The sequence below is a fragment of the Lysinibacillus sphaericus genome (assembly GCF_006864135.1).
GTDB lineage: Bacteria > Bacillota > Bacilli > Bacillales_A > Planococcaceae > Lysinibacillus.
The window spans coordinates 159187-179178 of sequence record NZ_SADV01000008.1 but is presented as its reverse complement, the minus strand read 5'-3'; the positions used below and the strand labels follow the sequence as shown (position 1 = coordinate 179178).

Here is a 19992-nt window from a genome sequence, read left to right as displayed (position 1 = left end):
GCTCAACCTGCTCCGATAGCAGACAAGATTTTTGTTGAAAACAAAACAAAATGATGCAAGGACCAGATGATAATGATTCACTATGTTTTAGAATTTAGGAGCCATAGGAAAAGGTGGAGGAAATGCCAGCGCTTTTATGGATTCATGGAGGAGGGTATGTACTAGGTGCTCCAGAGGGTGATGATTTACTATGCCAACGGTTTGTGAATGAAGCAAATTGTATTGTAGTATCGTTGGACTATAAAAAGTCGATTTCATTAAAGTGATACCTAAAGTAAAAGGAATCTGCGTACATTAAAGTATGCAGATTCCTTTTATATTGATTATTGTGCAATAGATTGTGCTTTATCGATAATTTCTTGTGGGATGTCGATTGTTTTTAGGTGATTGAATTCAGTGTATGTCACAACTGATTTTGTTTTCATTGATAGTTCTTGATCTTCAACTTTCATTTTTAAATCGAAATTCATATCCAATTTATTTGTATCGAAAGTCTTTTTATCAATTTCTAGAACATAGTGTATTTTATCGATTGTTAAGTTATCAAGTGGGTTTTCTTCAAGACCCATATCTTTCATTGATTTGCTAATTTCTGAATCGATAAGTTCTTTAAATTTATCGCCCTTAGCGTCTAAAGATAAGATATATGCATTATCTGTTTGCTCGAATTTGAAATCTTTGATAAAGTTTTTAAGCTGTTCTAATTGTGCCTTAGCGTCTGCAGATGATGCAGTTTGTTCCATCATTGCATCAAATTGCTCGTTTGGTAATTTATACCAAGTTTTAGTTGTTTCATCCTTCATAAAAAAGCCTTGATCTTTCTTCATGTACATATCAATCGGCATTTCCATACTTTTTTGATCTGCACTAGCCATATCTGGCATTGTCATTGAACCTGATAAGTGCATAGCAATAGGATCGGTAACTACATCCATATCCATTTTCGATTTGATGGAAAACTCCATAGATTGTTCGCCTGATCCAATTTTGGAATCTTGAGTCGTCTCCATTTTTGCACTCGTGCTTTTAATGTCAGCTTGGCGTTCTATCGCTTTTTCATACACTTGCTCTAAAGTGAGTTTACTTTTATTAGTTGTGTCTTTCTTAGGGGTAGCGCTACTGTTACAGGCAGCTAGTGTCAGTGCTAGTGCTCCAACACTTAAAACTTTTAAAAATTTGTTCATTACTTTCATCTCCTATTCGTTGGTAAAAACATTACCTATTAGTATACATTACTATAATAGTAAAAGTTTCATTATTTTAAAAACAGTACTAATTCAAAAATAAAATAATAGTAAATACCTATCGCATGTCTTGATTGATAAGTCTTCTTACTCACTATGAGTAGCAAGAAAATTTATTCATAAATAATAATAAATGATTAATAAATCCGTTGCTAGTTATTGTGAAATATTGCAATGGTGTTTTTTTTAACTAAAACGTGGGGGTGATTTCCGCTCTGGCTGGCGCTTAAACATTTGTTGCTGACGCTTCGCTTTCGCACAGAGCAAAGCTTCCTAGGGGCGGGACGTCCGATGAGCCACTTGAGCAACGAATGTTTTCTGTGCGAAAGCGTAGTGCTAAAGAGGCTACAGTAATAGGAGGTTAGTAACGAAGGCTTTTATTTTTACCGATGCAGGTTCAAGTACAACGCCGATTCCAGACGCAATTATGCAGAGGAATAATTAATATGGTCAGTGATTGCTATGTTTGCATAAGGAAGAGTAGGGGGAGGGTTGTTCGGTTTTGAGTTGGGTCTACTTTCAATGGTGGAAAAATCTATTTACAAAAAGAAAAAGCCGAGAAAATGATATCATTTTCTCGGCTTTGTTTATCAATTATAGCCCCAGATCATTGCGAATAATGTACCAATGATTGTGACAACACCTACGAATACTGAATATAAAATCGTTGTATATAACGTTTTCTTGTCTTCAGATTCACCGATGTGCATGAATAATACTAATTGTACAGTTGCTTGCGCAAGAGCAGTTATTAGTAAAACGGCGAATGCCATGTTAAGAGACATATCGAATTTAATAACAGCTAAAGCTACAACAGTTAGTAATAGTGAGAAGCCGAAGCCCATCACATGTTGTTTTGGGAATAGTTCCTTCATCAGCTAATCAGTCCTTTCAAGTAGACGAAGCTGAAGATGAAAATCCAAACAACGTCTAAGAAGTGCCAGTACAGTGAGAAGATAAACGCTTTGTTAGCCGTTTGTGGGTTTAAACCACGGCTAGCTACTTGGATTAAAATTGCAACGCCCCAGAAGAAACCGAATGTTACGTGGGCACCGTGCGTACCAAGTAAAGTCATTAATGCCGATAAGAATGCACTTGTTTGAATTGTTGCACCTTCATCAACATATGTGATAAATTCATCAATCTCAATGCCTAAGAAGCCAAGACCTAATAGAAGTGTGATGATGAAAAATGCCATCATCGCTTTTTTATTGCCAATACGCATTGCGTGAACACCAAGACCAATTGTGAAACTACTAGTTAATAATAAGAAAGTTTCCCATAATACTGGTGTTAATTCGAAAATCTCAGCGCCATTTGGGCCACTACCTGTACGTGTTTGAAGTGTGAAATACACTGTAAATAGTGTGGCGAATAATACGATTTCGGCGCCAAGGAAAACCCAGAAACCGAAAATTTTCAAGCGATTTTCTTCTGTACTATATTCTAATGGAAGTGAAGAATCGATTTTCATATTATTTATCACCTCTCAAGCTTTTCTCAGTTGCCATAACTTCTTCAACTGAAATGTATCGACCATGATCTTTTTCAAATGAACGGTGAATCATAAAGCCGAATACACCAATCATACTAATGATGGCTGGAATCCATAGATTAAATACAGCGAAGAATGCTGCAAGGAAGAAGAATCCGCTCATCCAGAATGGTGTGCCAGTGTTGTTAGGCATGTGAATCTTTTCAATTTTACCTGCTGTAATATCGCGACCTTCTTTTTTCGCGAACCAGAATTCATCTAAACGAGTAACAGTTGGAACTACTGCAAAGTTATATTCTGGAACTGGAGAATGAGTAGCCCATTCTAACGTACGACCATCCCAAACATCTGCTTTTTCATTACGTGGCATATGTTTCCAGCTGTAGTAAATGTTATATACGATTAACGCAAAGCCGACAGCAAGACCAATACCACCGATGAACGATAGCATGTTCAATGGACCGTAGCCAGTTGACTCAGAGTAAGTGTACATACGACGAGCGTAACCATCTAAACCTAAAATGAATAGAGGGAAGAATGTTACGTTAAAGCATACTGCGATAAACCAGAAACCAGCTTTACCTAGTTTTTCATTTAAACGGAAACCGAACATTTTTGGCCACCAGTAGTGGTAACCTGCAAGTACACCGAATACTGTACCTGGAATTAATACATAGTGGAAGTGGGCAACTAAGAACATCGTATTATGATATTGATAGTCAGCACTTGCCATTGCTAGCATTACCCCTGTAACCCCACCAATTGTGAAGATAGGAATAAAGCCAAGAGCATAAAGCATAGGAGTTGTAAATTGAATTTTACCGTGTCTCATTGTGAGCAACCAGTTAAATATTTTAACCCCTGTCGGAACAGCGATTGCCATTGTAGTAATAGAGAATACGCTGTTTACCATTACACCGTGACCCATTGTATAGAAATGGTGGGCCCATACTAAGAATGATAGTAACGAAATTACAACCATACTCATAACCATTGATTTATAGCCATATAAGTTTTTGCGTGCAAATGTCGCAATGATTTCAGAGAAGATACCGAAAGCAGGTAGGATAACGATATAAACCTCAGGATGTCCCCAAACCCAGAATAGGTTGGCCCAAAGCATATCCATACCGCCATTTTGCATGGCAAAGAATTGTGTACCGAATTGACGGTCAAGCATCATTAAAGCAAGTGCTACAGTTAATACTGGGAATGCAAATACGATAATAATGTTTGTTATTAAAATTGACCAAGTGAACATTGGCATTTTCATTAATGTCATACCAGGTGCACGCATTTTAATGATTGTTGCGATGAAGTTAACACCAGTCATTAACGTACCAATCCCTGATAATTGTAAAGCTAAAGAATAGTAGTTGTTCCCAACAGATGGACTAAATTCTGTCCCAGAAAGTGGGAAGTATGCTGTCCAACCAGCATCAGGTGAACCACCAATGATAAATGATAGGTTTAGTAAACCGCAACCAGCTGCAAATAGCCAGAAGCTGACTGCATTTAGACGTGGGAAGGCAACGTCACGTGCACCAATTTGCAGTGGGATAACAACGTTCATTAAACCAATTACGAATGGCATAGCCATGAATAAAATCATTAATAAACCGTGTGTTGTGAAAATCTCATTATAGTGTTGTGCATCAAGAAGTCCATTATCAGGAACTGCCGTTTGTGCACGCATTAACAATGCATCGATACCGCCGCGGAATAGCATCAAAAGTGCTGTAGCGATATACATAATACCGATTTTTTTATGGTCAACAGTTGATAGCCAGTTTTTGTAGAAATAGCCCCACTTTTTGAAATACGTAAGGCCAGCTACGATAACCACTGCTCCAACTACGATACTAATAGCTGCCGCTAAAATCATCGGTTCTTGCATAGGATGGAATACTTCTTCCATACTCATTGGATGCGCTCCTTTCGGGTAAAAAAATTAATGTGAATGTGTAGCTTCAGAATGATTTCCATGATCCATTTTAGAGTGATCCATTTCTTTCTCAGACATATTCATATCACTATGATCCATGTCTCCCATTTTCATGTGTTCACTGTGTTCCATTGGAGCAGGTCTAAATTCTAAGTGTGTAGATGAATAGCTTGAACGACCAACATGTTCTGCTTTTAATAGTTCATCAAATTTTTCTTCTGTTAATGGTTTTTCTTTTGTTTTTACATCAGTAGCCCATTTGTCGAAGTCTTCTTGTGTCATAGATTGCGCTTCAAATTCCATTTCAGCAAAACCGCGACCACTGAAGTTAGAGTTTCGGCCCATGAATGAACCAACCTCATCTGCAGCAAGGTGAATAGTTGTTAACATGTCACTCATCGCGTATTTTTGACCAGCTAATTGCGGAATCCAGAAACTTGTGATTGGTCCGAAAGAGTAAAGTTTGAACTCAATTGGACGGTCAGTTGGAATATTTACATAGTTTACAGTTTCAATGCCTTGCTCTGGATAACTAAAATGCCATTTCCAGTTAGAAGATGATGCGTAAATAACAAGTGGCTCTTTATTGTCATAACCTTCTGGTGTTGACTCTACCGTACTTGTTGTTCTTACAGTAACAATTGCTAAGAATGCCACTATGATAATAGGGATAACTGTCCATGTAATTTCAAGTAGATGACTACCCTCTTCGTGAGGAGGCTCATAATCGGCAGGTGTTTTTGAAGCACGGTATTTTGTTAACATAAATGCTAAAAGCACGTACACGACTAGTAATATAAAGGCCATTGTAATAATGGATAAAATAATTGTGTCTGATAATGTTTTGGCATTTGGCCCTTTTGGATCAAAGATTGTTAGGGGTTCGCAGCCAGAAAGAACTGCAAGCGCACCGAATGCAATAAACATTAAGCTTAACTTTTTCTTCATGTTTGACTCCTTTCTATAAAACGGCTATTCATAAATTTCATTTGTTTTATATAGATCGAATTTATAAATAGTGGGTAATACGGTCACCTCTTTTAGTTGTTGTACCAATCAAATAATAAGAAAAACTTACAATGGCATGGTTCATAATGAAACATTGAATCTAGTATTTGATTGGTCTAGTGCAAGCGTTCGCAAAATCATTAATTTGTGTAATCGATTTTTTAGACAAAGTATCATAATCAACCGACACAAAATGTCTTTGTTTGCAAATAGGATTATACGCTCGTTTCAAAGAAAAAAAATTATTTTTTTATATTTTTAATAGTAAACCGGGGATGATTATGAACATTTTTTGAACAAAAATCGTTATTTCAATATTAGTATTTTTGCATTTAATTAAATAAACACTGTTGAAACGTTGAAAACACTGAGTTTCTTGTGTTTAACCATGTAAATAGTTTTTTTTGTGAAAATATCATTTCACATTTTAGACTTCATTTTGTAATAAAATTGCCGCTATGTTGAGGTTTTGAGTGCTTTTTTGTTGCGTTTTTTTGAAAGATGAGTACGCGAAAAGATGGATTATGGATATATCAGGATAAATTTTAAATGTAAGGGATGAATGGGAAGGGGGATAATATTAATTATGTTAATATAATTATTAGATTCCATATAATGTAATACGAATATTTTATCCAAAAAGTAAAAATAGCAAACTAAGGATATCCTCGGTTTGCTATTTTTGGTTACAAAGACGAAAATAAATGTTCTAAGCAGAAAGAAAGTGATTTATCTTTATTTGACACAAATACGCCAGGTAATGAGTATGATTTTAAGCTCCTAACTTTAGCCATTTTGCTACTTGTCCATAGATAGTATTTTGAAGTTTTGGGGCTAGGTTATTCATCTTTAAGGCGAAGTACAATGTTTTCATTAAATTTAATGTGCATGTACGTCCACTAAAAAAGGCTTCGTTATAGCCTTGAGTCACTAAATGCATTTCAAATTTATCAAATACTTGATCGACAAATTCTATTAATGCTTCCTCGGAATAGTTACGAGCTAGTAACGCTTCAATTATATTCATTAAGCGTTCCTCCTCATCGTTGACGAAGACAGTATCTTTCCATGTAACAAGTTTTAATGCATGCAAGATGAGTGGTGCATACTGTAAGTTAAATTTAGGGTGTTTAATCGTCATGGCTGCTAAATCTGCACCATGTGCAATGCTATGCGCCCAGCCCTTATCATGAACATGACCTCGTGTATCTTTTTCCAATAATAAATAGCGGCCAATCTTTTGAAAGAAAGCTTGTAGACGATCATCATTTAATACTAGTAGTTCAGCATCTTTTGCAAGAATACCTGCTGCAAGTAAAGCAGAAAACGAACGTGTAAAGACACTATCTGTCAATTCTTCACCTAGCTTTAAATATAAAAAATCGTCGCTTGTAACAGTATCAAATAAATATTGTAACTGTTCGGTGCTCAATAAATTATCGCTAAGTATATTAATAAAAGTACGATAAATTAATTTGTCGCGTAATTCGGCATCTGGTGAACCAATGTGCGTTAACATTTCTTGTAACAACCAATCGCCTTTTTGTAACATTAATTCTTGTTGAGCTGAATGTGTCATAGTGGAAAATGATTGTAAAGTATTTTTGATATCCATATGTAATTCCCCCGAAGTTAAGTTCATTCTCTATAAGAGCATTTTTTTTAATGTATTCCTTGATAATCAGTAGTCTTTGTAATTACTTTTATAACAATTCGCAGACATAGTAAATGCTTTTAGAGCTATGCATTTTTATTATAGCGTTTCAATGATAAATTGTGAGTTGTGAAGTTTTCTAATGATATAGGAGTATATTCACAATGGGAATTCCAGAATCAACAGAAAGTTGATATGATAGACAAGCAACAAAAAGGAGTAGACTTAATAAACGAGCTCAAAACAAAAGACATACCTATTAAAGTATGTCTCATCCTAGTTTTGATATAACGGCTGACTTTATACCGAGCGGCCATTCGATAAAGGTATTTTGATTAGTTTTTAATTCTACAAGAATATTTGCATTTATAATGGCATCGATTAGCCATTCACTATAATGAAGGTTCGGTTGAGCGTGCATTAAGATTCGTTGCATATCTTTTTTGTTGATACTTAGCAGTTTATAGTTGCATTCAATGTGTACATTTTGGGGAATAATAAAAAGTGACTCATGTTGGTGTCCAAGTGAAATGGAGCCAGGAATGTGACCTTTGATACTTAAAATATGTGTAATCGCTTCTTGTGTATATACATCAATCTTAGTTCTTGTGAGTAGTTCAAATTCAATCGGATAATCCTTCAGATGGGGACCGTCCGCTGTAGATAACGATACAACTTTAATTGATAGTGCCTCATACATAGGAGAGATGCTACTACCAAATTCACTTACTGTATCTATTAATTGCATGTATTCCACTCCTTATGAAGAACTTTAAATTACAAAGCTGGTGTCTGTAAATAGTAATAAAAAAGATATTATTAATTATAATACAATTTATTACAAAACATGAAATACTAAAGTGAATACTTTTGTTAGAAACGAGCAGTGGATAGATTGTATATATGTGTTGTCATTTACTTAAAAAGTTGAAAGTGACATTTTTTAAAACGTATTTCAACTAATGGGATTGATTGGAGTGAAGTTGGGGAGCGTCCTAGATGTGTGGCAAACCTTCGAGGTCAAATAAGAGTAGCTTACTGGTAAAGTGTTCAGTGAATACGGAAATCAACTCCATGTTATGATGATTATTCAATAAGAAACTAATAAGTAAAATAGAGCTAAAGAGGTGAGAAAAATGACAAAGCGAAAACGGCATGTTATCAAACATGACAATATTGTTGTTTTTCCTGGTGCTGTTCAAACATTAATACGTGAAGGACATATGTATGCGGAAAATTATCAATATGAAGAGGCTGTGGCAAGCTTTGAAAGTGCATTTTCATATGAAGATGGAGACGAAAGTGCATTAAGTACCTACGCGTATGCTTTATATGAATTAAAAGCATACGATAAAGTTAAAAATGTTTGTGAGCAATTGTTTGCTATGGGGACGACATTGTATGTAGAAGTAATGGAACTGTATGTTACAGTATGTATGCAGTTAAAGGAATACCATCAAGTAGAATCGTTAATTACGACATTAATTGAAGAAAACGTACTTCCAGAAGATCAGCTTGAGAAATTTGAACGCATAAGAAGCTTGAATCAAGAGGTTGCTAAGAATCTCCAAAAAAAAGAGGATGCTAAACGATTGTTAGAAGAGCAAGAATATGAACTTTCGAAATTTAGTGCATTAACGCCAAACGAACAATCTATTCGACTGCATCGCTTAATGGATACGAATGTACGACAATTAAAAATAGCATTGAAAGCTATTATTGAATGTCCAACAATCCATCCATTTGTTCAGAGCTTAGCATTAATTCTATTAGTGGAACAAGAAGTGTCGATTGACATTACTGTCTCAAAATTTGATGAAACAATAACTGTTAATCCTAATAATTTAGTCCTACCAAATCAGTTGCCTCAGTATAGGGAAGTAAAAAAAATAATTGAAAATAAATTAGAGCAAGACCCAGCGACGTTGGAAATGGTACAATATTTAATGGCGAAGCATTCCATTGTAACGTATCCGTTTGAATGGCAACCATTCGAAGCCGATGATATTGCTTATAGTTATATTGACTTTGTACAATCGATGCTCGGAAAAGTACAGGAAATGGATTATGAAATCATTGACTTTTTACAAATGTTAGAAAAACTAACTGAACTACATGAGGTATGAAATAAGTTGAAACTATACGCATCTATGTTATACTAAAATGGTTGTCAAAATCGTAGTTACGAATGAATTGTCTAACATTTAAACTTGATTATTTATTTGGAGGTATTTATACATGTCAGCAAAATGGGAAAAACAAGAAGGTAATATCGGTACTCTTACAATCGAAGTATCAGCTGCAGAAGTAGACGCAGCAATGGACCAAGCGTTCAAAAAAGTTGTGAAACAAATTAACGTTCCAGGTTTCCGTAAAGGAAAAATGCCTCGTAAAATGTTTGAACAACGTTTTGGTATCGAATCTTTATACCAAGATGCATTAGAAATCATCGTTCCTGATTCTTATTCAAAAGCGATCGATGAAGCTGGAATTATGCCAGTTGATTACCCAGAAATTTCTGGTACAGAAAACTTCGTACACGGTAAAGATTTCACATTTACTGCTCAAGTAACAGTGAAACCAGAGCCGAAACTTGGTGAATACAAAGGTTTAGAAGTTACGAAACTTCCAGTAGAAGTTACTGATGAAGAAGTAGAAACACAAATTCAAGACCAATTAGCTCGTAAAGCAGAGCTTGAAATTAAAGAGGACGAAGCTATCGTAGAAGGCGATACAGCTACTATCGACTTTGAAGGTTTCGTAGGCGAAGAAGCATTTGAAGGTGGTAAAGGTGAAGACTACCCACTAGAAATCGGGTCAGGCTCATTCATCCCTGGCTTTGAAGAACAACTTGTAGGTGTAAAAGCTGGTGAATCTAAAGACGTAGTTGTTACTTTCCCAGAAGAATACCATGCAGCAGAATTAGCTGGTAAAGAAGCTACTTTCAAAGTAACTATAAAAGAAGTTAAAACGAAAGTTCTTCCAGAACTAAACGACGAATTCGCTAAAGAATTAGACCCAGAAGTTGAAGGTGTCGATGCTTTACGCGCTAAAATCAAAGAGCAAACTGCTGAACAAAAACAAGCTGAATCTGATGCAACACTTCGTGATCAATTAGTTGAAAAAGCTGCTGAAAATGCAGAATTTGAAGTGCCTGCTGGTATGATCAACTCTGAAACTGATCGTATGTTACAAGAATTTGGTCAACGTTTACAAATGCAAGGCATGAACTTAGACCTTTACTACCAATTCTCAGGTCAATCAGAAGAAGATTTACGTGGACAAATGAAAGAAGAAGCACAAAGCCGTGTACGTGTATCTTTAACACTTGAAGCAATTGCTGAAGCTGAAAAAATTGAAGCATCTGAAGCTGATATCGCAGCTGAATTAGAAAAAATGACTGCTCAATTTAACATGACTAAAGAGCAAATTACTGGAGCTTTAGGCGGCACAGCAGTTCTTGAAAACGACATTAAAATTCAAAAAACAGTTGAATTTTTAGTGGAAAACGCTAAAATTACTGAATAGGATTTTTTTGTAACTGGATAAAAAAATGAAAACAAGGTACGGCATTAAACCGTGCCTTGTTTTATCACATATTTTTTATTTAGAATAAGCTAGATTCCCCTTTTAGTTCAGTTAATTATATTATTAGTATTACGACTACTTTCACCGCAAAAAGCATCCTCCAAAAGGAAATACTTTTTTGAAAAGGGGATAGGCAAAGGCCTTTACACTTCTCTAATACATAGTATTGTTTGACTTTTCACACGATGCTAAAATTTGACTTTATTCAGTAGAGATCAAATTGATGTCACAATTCTTCCAAATGAGGAACAACGAAATACATCCTCTTCTGAATGAAGTTAAGCCTCTGGCGAATATAAAAGATTTTAACTTCTTTCAGCCATTATTTTCTGTAGCGACAACAGCAAATGTTTTCTGCGCGAAAGCAAAGCGACAGCTACAATTATGCCGAGGCATAATTAATAGAAATATAAGTTACTTGAGTATTTTTAACTTGTATTAACGGTATTTCAGTGAAGCCACAAGCCAAATATCAGTCGAGAGTCAGAAATCTTGACGGAAAGAAAGGTCTTTGGTCGTTAGAGGTTTCTGAAGAATCAGTCAGTTATACACACAGAATTCAACTACATGCTAAGGTTAAGAGCTGGAATTCATCAAGCTAATGAATGGGCATTATTTGCAATAATGATAATGTTTTTTGTGCAATAAATGTCGAAAACTTTTTGAAATCTTGAAACATAAACGCCATGGTGTAAATAGATGCAGACAATTTATTTGATAAAGATTCAATAATCTTGTAAGATTGTTGCTTGAATAGGGGTGAAACATATTGTTCAAATTTAATGATGAAAAAGGCAATTTAAAATGCTCATTCTGTGGAAAACCACAAGAACAGGTACGTAAACTAGTTGCAGGTCCTGGTGTTTATATTTGTGATGAATGTATCGAACTTTGTTCAGAAATCGTTGTAGAGGAACTGGGTGTTGAAGAAGAAATCGAATTCCAAGATATTCCAAAACCAAAAGAGATCTTAACGATTTTAGATGAGTATGTAATAGGGCAAGAACGTGCTAAAAAAGCTTTAGCAGTTGCGGTTTACAATCACTACAAACGCATTAATACAAATAGTAAAATTGATGATGTAGAATTAGCAAAATCGAACATTGTGTTAATCGGCCCAACTGGTAGCGGTAAAACTTTATTGGCCCAAACATTGGCGCGTATATTAAACGTTCCTTTTGCTATTGCAGATGCTACTTCTCTAACAGAAGCTGGTTATGTTGGTGAGGACGTTGAAAATATTTTATTAAAATTAATTCAATCCGCAGATTACGATATCGAGCGTGCTGAAAAAGGAATCATCTATATTGATGAAATCGATAAAGTTGCACGTAAATCCGAAAATCCATCCATTACACGTGATGTTTCTGGTGAAGGTGTACAACAAGCTCTTCTGAAAATTTTAGAAGGTACAGTTGCAAGTGTTCCACCACAAGGTGGTCGTAAGCATCCACACCAAGAGTTTTTACAAATCGATACTACAAACATCTTATTTATTGTGGGTGGAGCATTTGATGGAATAGAATCCATTATTAAACGTCGTCAAGGTGAAAAAGTAATTGGTTTCGGTTCAGATCCAAACAAAATTGATATGGATGAAGGCTCAATTATGGCAAAGCTAATTCCAGAGGATTTATTAAAATTTGGTCTAATTCCAGAATTTATCGGTCGATTACCAGTACTTGCAAGTCTAGAACAATTAAACGAGGCTGCGCTTGTACAAATTTTAACGGAGCCTAAAAATGCACTAGCTAAGCAATATCAAAAAATGCTTGAACTAGATGGTGTTGAGCTTGAGTTTGATGAAGGTGCTCTTTCTGAAATTGCAAAAGAAGCAATAGAACGGAAAACGGGTGCACGTGGTCTTCGTTCAATTATTGAGTCAACAATGCTTGATGTAATGTACGAACTACCTTCACGCGAAGATGTGAAAAAATGTATCATTACGGCAAAAACAATTACGGATAAAGAAAAACCGAAATTGCTTCTTGAAGATGGCACTGAACTCGATGAAGGTAGCGACACAAAAACTTCAGCATAACGAACAGACACTATGTCTATTGTTATGAGATAAAGAGTAATTTAGCTGACTTCGATTGTGCAATATTCGCACATATCGACAGTCAGCTTTTTATTCATTCATACATAAAGCCAACTGTAATTAGATGAAATTTTTGGCTCAATTGATTAACTAGTGTGAATCAGCTTTTTAGACACATACTAGTAGCGTGGGAGTGAATAAGAAAATTTTGACGGAGGTGAATACCCGCATGGTGACAATACAAAAAACAACAAGTGTACCATTATTGCCTTTACGTGGACTTTTAGTATACCCGTCGATGGTGTTACATATTGATGTGGGTAGAAATCGTTCTGTAGCGGCGCTAGAACAAGCGATGCTAGAGGACCAATTGATATTATTGGTAACACAAAAAGAAGTGCATGATGAACAGCCTGATGAGGAAGATTTGTATACAGTTGGTACGATGGCATATGTCAAACAGATGCTAAAATTACCAAATGGAACACTGCGTATTTTAGTGGAAGGTGTGGCGCGAGCAACATGGTCTAACTATCGGGCGCTAGAAAAATATACGATTGTTGACATCGATGTTAAGGAAGAATCAAACGGTAAGGATGTAGAAACGCAAGCTTTAATGCGTACGTTGTTAACGTATTTCGAGAGATACGCGAAAGGCTCCAATAAAATTACACCTGAAACCATCAGTACTGTGGCAGACATTGAAGAGCCAGGTCGTTTAGCAGACATTATTGCATCGCATTTACCCTTCAAGATTGCAGATAAACAAGAAGTATTAGAGATGCTCAATGTAAAGAAGCGTTTAGATCATTTAATTATTCGTTTGCATGACGAGCAAGAAGTACTTGATCTTGAAAAGAAAATTAATACAAAAGTTAAGCAATCCATGGAGCGTACACAAAAGGAATATTATTTACGTGAACAAATGAAAGCTATTCAAACTGAGCTAGGAGATCGCGAAGGAAAAACTGGCGAAGTAGCTGAATTACGTAAACGTATTGACGAAACAGGAATGCCTGAATCAACGAAAGAAGTAGTGCTTAAAGAGTTGGATCGCTACGAGAAGCTACCAGCGGCTAGTGCAGAGAGTGGCGTCATCCGAAACTATATTGATTGGATTGTTTCATTACCATGGACGAATGCGACTGAAGATCGCATGAATATCGAACATGCGGAGAATATTTTAAATCGTGATCATGACGGGTTAGAAAAAGTAAAAGAACGTATATTAGAATATTTAGCTGTACGTCAGTTGAAAAAATCGTTACGTGGACCAATATTATGTTTGGCTGGCCCTCCAGGTGTAGGTAAAACATCATTAGCTCGATCTATTGCAGAAAGCTTGGATCGCAAATTTATCCGTATTTCATTAGGTGGGGTACGAGACGAATCGGAAATTCGTGGTCATCGTCGTACGTATGTTGGGGCAATGCCAGGTCGTATTATCCAAGGGATGAAAAAGGCAGGAACTATTAATCCTGTGTTCCTTTTAGATGAAATTGATAAAATGTCTAATGACTTCAGGGGAGATCCTGCAGCAGCAATGCTTGAAGTTTTAGATCCGGCTCAAAATAATACATTTAGTGATCATTACATCGAAGAACCTTATGATTTATCAAATGTATTATTTATAGCAACTGCGAATGATTTAAGTACAATTCCTGGGCCATTACTAGATCGTATGGAAGTAATCTCGATTGCTGGTTATACTGAAATTGAAAAAGAGCAAATTACGAAAAATCACTTAATACCGAAACAGTTAAAAGAGCATGGCTTGAAAAAAACACAAGTTATTATTAAAGACGAAGCAGTAGTGGATATTATCCGTTATTATACTCGTGAAGCAGGTGTTCGCGGACTAGAGCGTCAAGTCGCAACCCTCTGTCGTAAAATCACTAAGATCATCGTTTCTGGTGAGAAAAAACGAGTAACAGTGAGCTCGAAAACGTTAGAGGAATTACTCGGTAAACATCGTTTCCGATATGGACAAGCGGAAGAGGAAAATCAAATCGGTGTAGCTACTGGGCTTGCTTATACAACTGTGGGTGGTGATACATTACAAATTGAGGTATCATTAACACCTGGTAAAGGAAAATTGCAGTTAACTGGGAAGCTCGGCGATGTCATGAAGGAATCTGCTCAAACAGCTTTATCGTATGTCCGTTCAAAGATGGAAGATCTAAAAGTGGATGCAGAATATTTTGAAACACATGATATTCATATTCATGTTCCTGAAGGAGCTGTTCCTAAAGATGGACCTTCCGCAGGTATTACTATGGCAACCGCAATTGTTTCTGCAATTTTACACCGTCCAATACGCCGTGAAGTCGGTATGACAGGTGAAATTACATTACGTGGACGTGTACTGCCAATAGGTGGCTTAAAGGAAAAAACACTCAGTGCGCATCGAGCGGGTTTAACGACAATTATTTGCCCGAAAGATAATGAGCGAGATATTGAGGATATTCCTGAAAGTGTACGCGAACAACTAACATTTAAACTAGTGTCATCGGCTGATGAAGTATTAGCCCATGCACTGGACGGAGGTTTTTAAGAAAATGAAAGTCCATAACGTAGAAATGGTCATAAGTGCTGTAAGACCAGACCAATATCCAGAAGATGGACTGCCAGAATTTGCACTAGCCGGTCGTTCAAATGTGGGGAAGTCCTCCTTTATTAACCGAATGATCGGTCGTAAGGCTTTAGCACGTATTTCTTCTAAGCCCGGAAAAACACAAACGCTTAATTTTTACAAAATTGAAGAACAATTATTTTTTGTAGATGTTCCGGGCTATGGTTATGCAAAGGTTTCAAAAACTGAGCGTGAAGCATGGGGAAAAATGATTGAGCGTTACATCACTGGACGCAATGAATTAAAGGCAGTCGTACAAATTGTTGATTTACGTCACCCCCCTACAGCTGATGATCGCATGATGTATGATTTTTTAAAGCATTACAATATTCCTTGTATTGTTATTGCAACAAAAGCGGATAAAATTCCAAAAGGTAAATGGGATAAGCATAAAAAAATCGTGAAAGAAACGCTAGACATGGATAAAAATGATCCTCTTATTGTCTTTTCTTCAGAAAAAGGACTTGGCTTTGAAGAAGCTTGGCGTACGATCGAAAATAAAATGTAATAAAAAAACATCTATTGAGTCTATTATTTAGGACAGTAGATGTTTTTTTATTAAATAATAGGGAGAATCGCTTGATGAATGGAACAACTGACCGATAAATTAAATAGGAGGTGGACTAAATGGATATCGCAGCTTTATCAATGGCCATGAATCAAGCAACTTTAATGCAAAATGTATCTCTAGCTGTAACGAAACAGGCAATGGAGATGCAACAGCAAAATACAGAACAATTAGTTGAAATGTTAGATGCTCCACATCCGACAGCCGGACATACAATTGACGTTCAAGTATGATGAAGCAAAGGTAGCTTGAAATTGGAAGCTACCTCTATCTTTATGTCTAATGGTAGATTTAAAAAGTAAGTAAAAGCACTAAAATGTAACTTTTATAATAGGAAAAACTACCAATAATACGATATACTATATTAATAACAATTTTTTAGGAGGCGGGATTTATTGAAGAAGATTCCATACATACTAATGATTGTGTTACTAACGGTTCTCGGGTATTCATCGAATAAAACAGCTCATGCTGCCCAAATGGTGACTGGAACCTTTGTTGATGTAACATTTTCAGAATATGCAAATGCTAACGGAGTAATAGAAAAAAAGCTTAGTAAAATTACTTTGCAAAATGAAAGCGGTCGTCAAGTTACATACAATATAAATGATAATGCCCGCCTGTATATAAATAATACAGTGACAACAATCGAAGGCTTTAAGATGGGAATGCAAGTAGAAGCGGAAATTTCTCTTCGCAGTGTTGTTGAGTTGCGAGGTACTTCTAATTCTACAAGTGAACCAGAATCTCCAACAGTTGCACAAAATACAAAAACACTTGCTGGAGTAGTGACAAGTATTGATCCAAATGGACTATTCATTATGCTGAAACCAGATATTGGGGAGGAAACGACTTACTATATAAATAAAGATACAGAATATCAAAAAAACTCCTCAGCTGTCGACATTAGCGCCTTATATGTAGGGGATCGTGTTAAGCTTAGCCTTAAAAATCGAAACACATCTATTATCACAAAAATAGAAATTAGTGAGACGGGTACATTAGTTGAAAACCTATATAAAGGTGAGATACAGACAGTTAATGCCAATACAAATAAATTAACTGTCAAAAACCAACATGCTTTTATAAATTGGCAGTTTGGCTCGGACACAACAACGGCTTTATCAACAATGAATTTTTCATCGAAGGTTCCGATATATGTTGGCAATACAAAAATTGAAAAAGGTCAGTTGAAAAATTACATTGGCAGTCAAGCATATTATGCAACAGTTAAACAATTTGGCAAAGAAGTGATTGAAAAGATTGTTGTGTTGAAAAACAATGAGCGCACTTACTATGAACCTATGCTTTCTGTAGATACTAAATATCAATTATTTAAACTTAAATCTGCCGGTACATTATACTTCCACGATGGAACAATTTTAATTAGAAATGGTCGTTTAATTGAACCTACTGGCTTATTAGCGTATGGTACAGCCTTTGTAATTTCGGACGGTGCTGCACGTGATCATTATGCCCAAGTTGTTCAAGTAACAAGTGATAGCTTTATGTCACCAAACTTATCAGGTCATGAATTATATTATGGACGTTTATCACAAGCAGATGGCTATTTAATCGAAATTGATGATGCGATGAAGATCGAGTCAAATGTCTTCAAGAAAACAGAGCGAACTGTTCTATCTGTTAGTAATTCAACAAAAGCCATAGTAGATAATGGTAACAAAATATATAGTGTCATTCCTGATATTGAGCTTCATTTATATGAAGGCGAATATGGATACTTTTATGTAAAGGATGGTCATGTGCAGGCCCTTCATATGCTTAATAAAGCGAAGCCTGTTGCACCATTAATGTTAACTGGTATACTACAGTCAGTTAAATCGAAATACCCAGCAGTAATTAATGTGAAGAGCGTTAGTCAATGGCAAAATGGTCGCTGGTATGAAGCTGGTGAAATGATTGATATGAATATTGACCAAGCTACAATTATTAAAGCTGGTAAAGTAATTCAAGCCTCTGATTTAAAACCTTCTGATCGTTTAGTAGTATTATCAGATCGTTTTGTCAAAGCTCATTTAATATTAGTTGATTAATCAATTTAGAAGTCTGTGAGTCTTCTGCGAGTTTACGTTAGCACTGCGCTTTCGCACAAAAAACAATTGCCACTGCCGCTACGCTATCGCGCAAAAGACATCTGCAGGCCTAAGCACAAAGCCAATTCCGGACGCAATTATGCCGAGGCATAATTGACCTTGAAATTTTCAGGTGTGTTGATAAAAGCAGATAAGAATAAAATCAACACACCTGATTTTTTTGTAAAGTGGATGAAATTTATTGACAGCTTCAAGATGCGGATAGGTATGGAATGAAAGTGAGGGACAAAAAAAGAATGCGAAAACATTTATCTAAAATAATGTTAGTGGTTCTTGCTGTATTTATTATTGGAATTACTATCCCAGAAAATGCATCAGCTGTTTCATTAGAAACAACAGGTGCTGTAAAAAATGAATATACATATGAGGAAGCTGTTTTCATTACAGGAACACCCATTATATTTAAAGGTACTAGTAAAGACATTAAAATTACACAAAAAGAATCTAAAGGAAAGTTAACCGAAACACATAGTCTAAAGCTAACAGCAAGTAATGGTGCGACATTGACACGAAATATGACCTATGAATCTGATGTCGTAGATTATGCTACGATTGGTCAAAAAACATCGAATGGTGTAGTGAAAAAGTATACTGAAAAAATTGTTGTTGGGAAAATAACATATACATTGGTAGATTACCAATTTTCACAAGGGACTGTAGCGGACAATCGTGCAGCCTCTGATTATTACTCAGGTAATGTGATTTCAAGAAAAACATATGCCTTTCAAACTGGAACTGGAAAAAATGCAGTTCAAAATACAGTAACAATTGATACTGATAGTCGTCATGCCGGCTATGAAAACTTCTGGGGAGCGACAGAAACACAAATAACAGAAGCTGTTTATAAATATAGCGACGGTAAGACTAGCCATGTGAAAAACCGTTTATCGACAAGCAAATCACGTATACTAAACTATGAAGAAAACCTAGGAAGTTTAGGTAGCTTTGATGGTGGATATGCGGTAGTAAGTGAAAAAGATGTTATTTCTGAATATACGTTTGATTTATACTCTGGACAAAAAGGTACTCTTGATTTAGATAAAGAATATATGCCGACAATAGAGCGTTTAATCATTCCTAAGTTCCGTGATCTATCAAAGCATTATGCAAAAGGAGCTATTGAAAAATTATACTCTTTAGGTATTTACTCTGATGCAAGTAATTTCTTCTCACCAAATACCCCTATGAAGCGTATTGACTTTACAACGGCGATTGGTAAGGCAGTTGACTTACGTGTTATGGAAGAACCGAAAACGAAAAAATCGACATCAGCTACTAGTGTTTTTAAAGATGTTAAACGTACGGTAAAAGATTATGCCTATATTGAGTCTGCGTATAAAAAAGGAATTGTTAAAGGTGTAACGCCAGAGTACTTCCAACCTGATAATCAAATTACTCGAGCTCAAGCCGCTACGATTTTTGTACGTGCATTAGGGCTAGAAAATAAGGCGCCAGATCCAGGCTATGTGACAAAGTTTAAGGATGATGCGCAAATTCCAAAATATTCAAAAGACGGAATATACATTGCGAATGAGTTAGGCTTAATGACTGGTGACCCTATAACAGGTCGATTTAATCCAGATCAACCATTAACGCGAGCACAAGCATCCGTAGTATTAGAACGTTTCTTGAATTATTTGGAAAGCGATTTAAAACAAAACTATCGTGATGACATATTGTTCTTTAATTAACGAAAGGGCTGA

The 19992-nt window shown here is 35.9% G+C and carries 15 protein-coding genes and 1 pseudogene; 9 read left to right on the top strand and 7 right to left on the bottom strand.

Annotated elements, in window-relative coordinates; genetic code table 11:
- Positions 1 to 125: 125 nt before the first annotated feature.
- Positions 126 to 245 (top strand): annotated as a pseudogene (locus C7Y47_RS12310) (alpha/beta hydrolase); the annotation flags it as partial.
- Between the two features lie 78 nt (positions 246 to 323).
- Here the strand turns inward: C7Y47_RS12310 and C7Y47_RS12305 are convergent.
- The 7 genes from C7Y47_RS12305 to C7Y47_RS12275 form a co-directional block, all read right to left on the bottom strand.
- Positions 324 to 1184, bottom strand: a complete 861-nt coding sequence (locus tag C7Y47_RS12305; RefSeq protein ID WP_142509046.1) for a DUF6612 family protein — start codon at positions 1182 to 1184, stop codon at positions 324 to 326.
- A gap of 650 nt (positions 1185 to 1834) precedes the next feature.
- Positions 1835 to 2119: a cytochrome aa3 quinol oxidase subunit IV gene (gene qoxD / locus C7Y47_RS12300; protein WP_142509045.1), complete on the bottom strand. Its 285-nt coding sequence runs from the start codon at positions 2117 to 2119 to the stop codon at positions 1835 to 1837.
- A complete protein-coding gene (gene qoxC, locus C7Y47_RS12295; protein WP_142509044.1) occupies positions 2119 to 2718 on the bottom strand; it encodes a cytochrome aa3 quinol oxidase subunit III in 600 nt (199 codons plus the stop codon). Before qoxC ends, qoxD begins: the two co-directional genes overlap by 1 nt.
- A gap of 1 nt (position 2719) precedes the next feature.
- A complete protein-coding gene (qoxB, locus tag C7Y47_RS12290) occupies positions 2720 to 4663 on the bottom strand; it encodes a cytochrome aa3 quinol oxidase subunit I (protein ID WP_142509043.1) in 1944 nt (647 codons plus the stop codon).
- A 27-nt stretch (positions 4664 to 4690) separates the two neighbouring features.
- A complete protein-coding gene (qoxA, locus tag C7Y47_RS12285) occupies positions 4691 to 5632 on the bottom strand; it encodes a cytochrome aa3 quinol oxidase subunit II (protein WP_142509042.1) in 942 nt (313 codons plus the stop codon).
- An 832-nt stretch (positions 5633 to 6464) separates the two neighbouring features.
- Positions 6465 to 7307 (bottom strand): DUF2785 domain-containing protein, encoded by an 843-nt coding sequence (locus C7Y47_RS12280; protein WP_142509041.1) that lies wholly within the window; start codon positions 7305 to 7307, stop codon positions 6465 to 6467.
- Positions 7308 to 7617: 310 nt separating this feature from the next.
- Positions 7618 to 8094 carry a hypothetical protein gene (locus tag C7Y47_RS12275; protein WP_142509040.1) on the bottom strand — a complete coding sequence of 159 codons (477 nt, stop codon included), beginning with the start codon at positions 8092 to 8094 and terminating at the stop codon, positions 7618 to 7620.
- Positions 8095 to 8482: 388 nt separating this feature from the next.
- On the opposite strand from C7Y47_RS12275, the gene C7Y47_RS12270 reads away from it, so the two are divergent.
- From C7Y47_RS12270 to C7Y47_RS12235, 8 genes are all read left to right on the top strand, one after another.
- Positions 8483 to 9472, top strand: a complete 990-nt coding sequence (locus C7Y47_RS12270; RefSeq protein ID WP_142509039.1) for a hypothetical protein — start codon at positions 8483 to 8485, stop codon at positions 9470 to 9472.
- 112 nt (positions 9473 to 9584) lie between these two features.
- A complete protein-coding gene (gene tig, locus C7Y47_RS12265) occupies positions 9585 to 10874 on the top strand; it encodes a trigger factor (RefSeq protein WP_142509038.1) in 1290 nt (429 codons plus the stop codon).
- Positions 10875 to 11703: 829 nt separating this feature from the next.
- On the top strand, positions 11704 to 12975 hold the full coding sequence (gene clpX, locus C7Y47_RS12260; protein WP_142509037.1) for an ATP-dependent protease ATP-binding subunit ClpX: 1272 nt from the start codon (positions 11704 to 11706) through the stop codon (positions 12973 to 12975).
- A gap of 229 nt (positions 12976 to 13204) precedes the next feature.
- On the top strand, positions 13205 to 15529 hold the full coding sequence (gene lon / locus C7Y47_RS12255; RefSeq protein WP_142509036.1) for an endopeptidase La: 2325 nt from the start codon (positions 13205 to 13207) through the stop codon (positions 15527 to 15529).
- A 4-nt stretch (positions 15530 to 15533) separates the two neighbouring features.
- Positions 15534 to 16115, top strand: coding sequence for a ribosome biogenesis GTP-binding protein YihA/YsxC (gene yihA, locus C7Y47_RS12250; protein WP_100545006.1), 582 nt, complete (start codon positions 15534 to 15536; stop codon positions 16113 to 16115).
- A gap of 119 nt (positions 16116 to 16234) precedes the next feature.
- Positions 16235 to 16408, top strand: a complete 174-nt coding sequence (locus tag C7Y47_RS12245; RefSeq protein WP_012295488.1) for a YjfB family protein — start codon at positions 16235 to 16237, stop codon at positions 16406 to 16408.
- Positions 16409 to 16570: 162 nt separating this feature from the next.
- A complete protein-coding gene (locus C7Y47_RS12240; protein ID WP_142509035.1) occupies positions 16571 to 18229 on the top strand; it encodes a hypothetical protein in 1659 nt (552 codons plus the stop codon).
- A 296-nt stretch (positions 18230 to 18525) separates the two neighbouring features.
- On the top strand, positions 18526 to 19980 hold the full coding sequence (locus C7Y47_RS12235; protein ID WP_142509034.1) for an S-layer homology domain-containing protein: 1455 nt from the start codon (positions 18526 to 18528) through the stop codon (positions 19978 to 19980).
- Positions 19981 to 19992 lie beyond the last annotated feature (12 nt).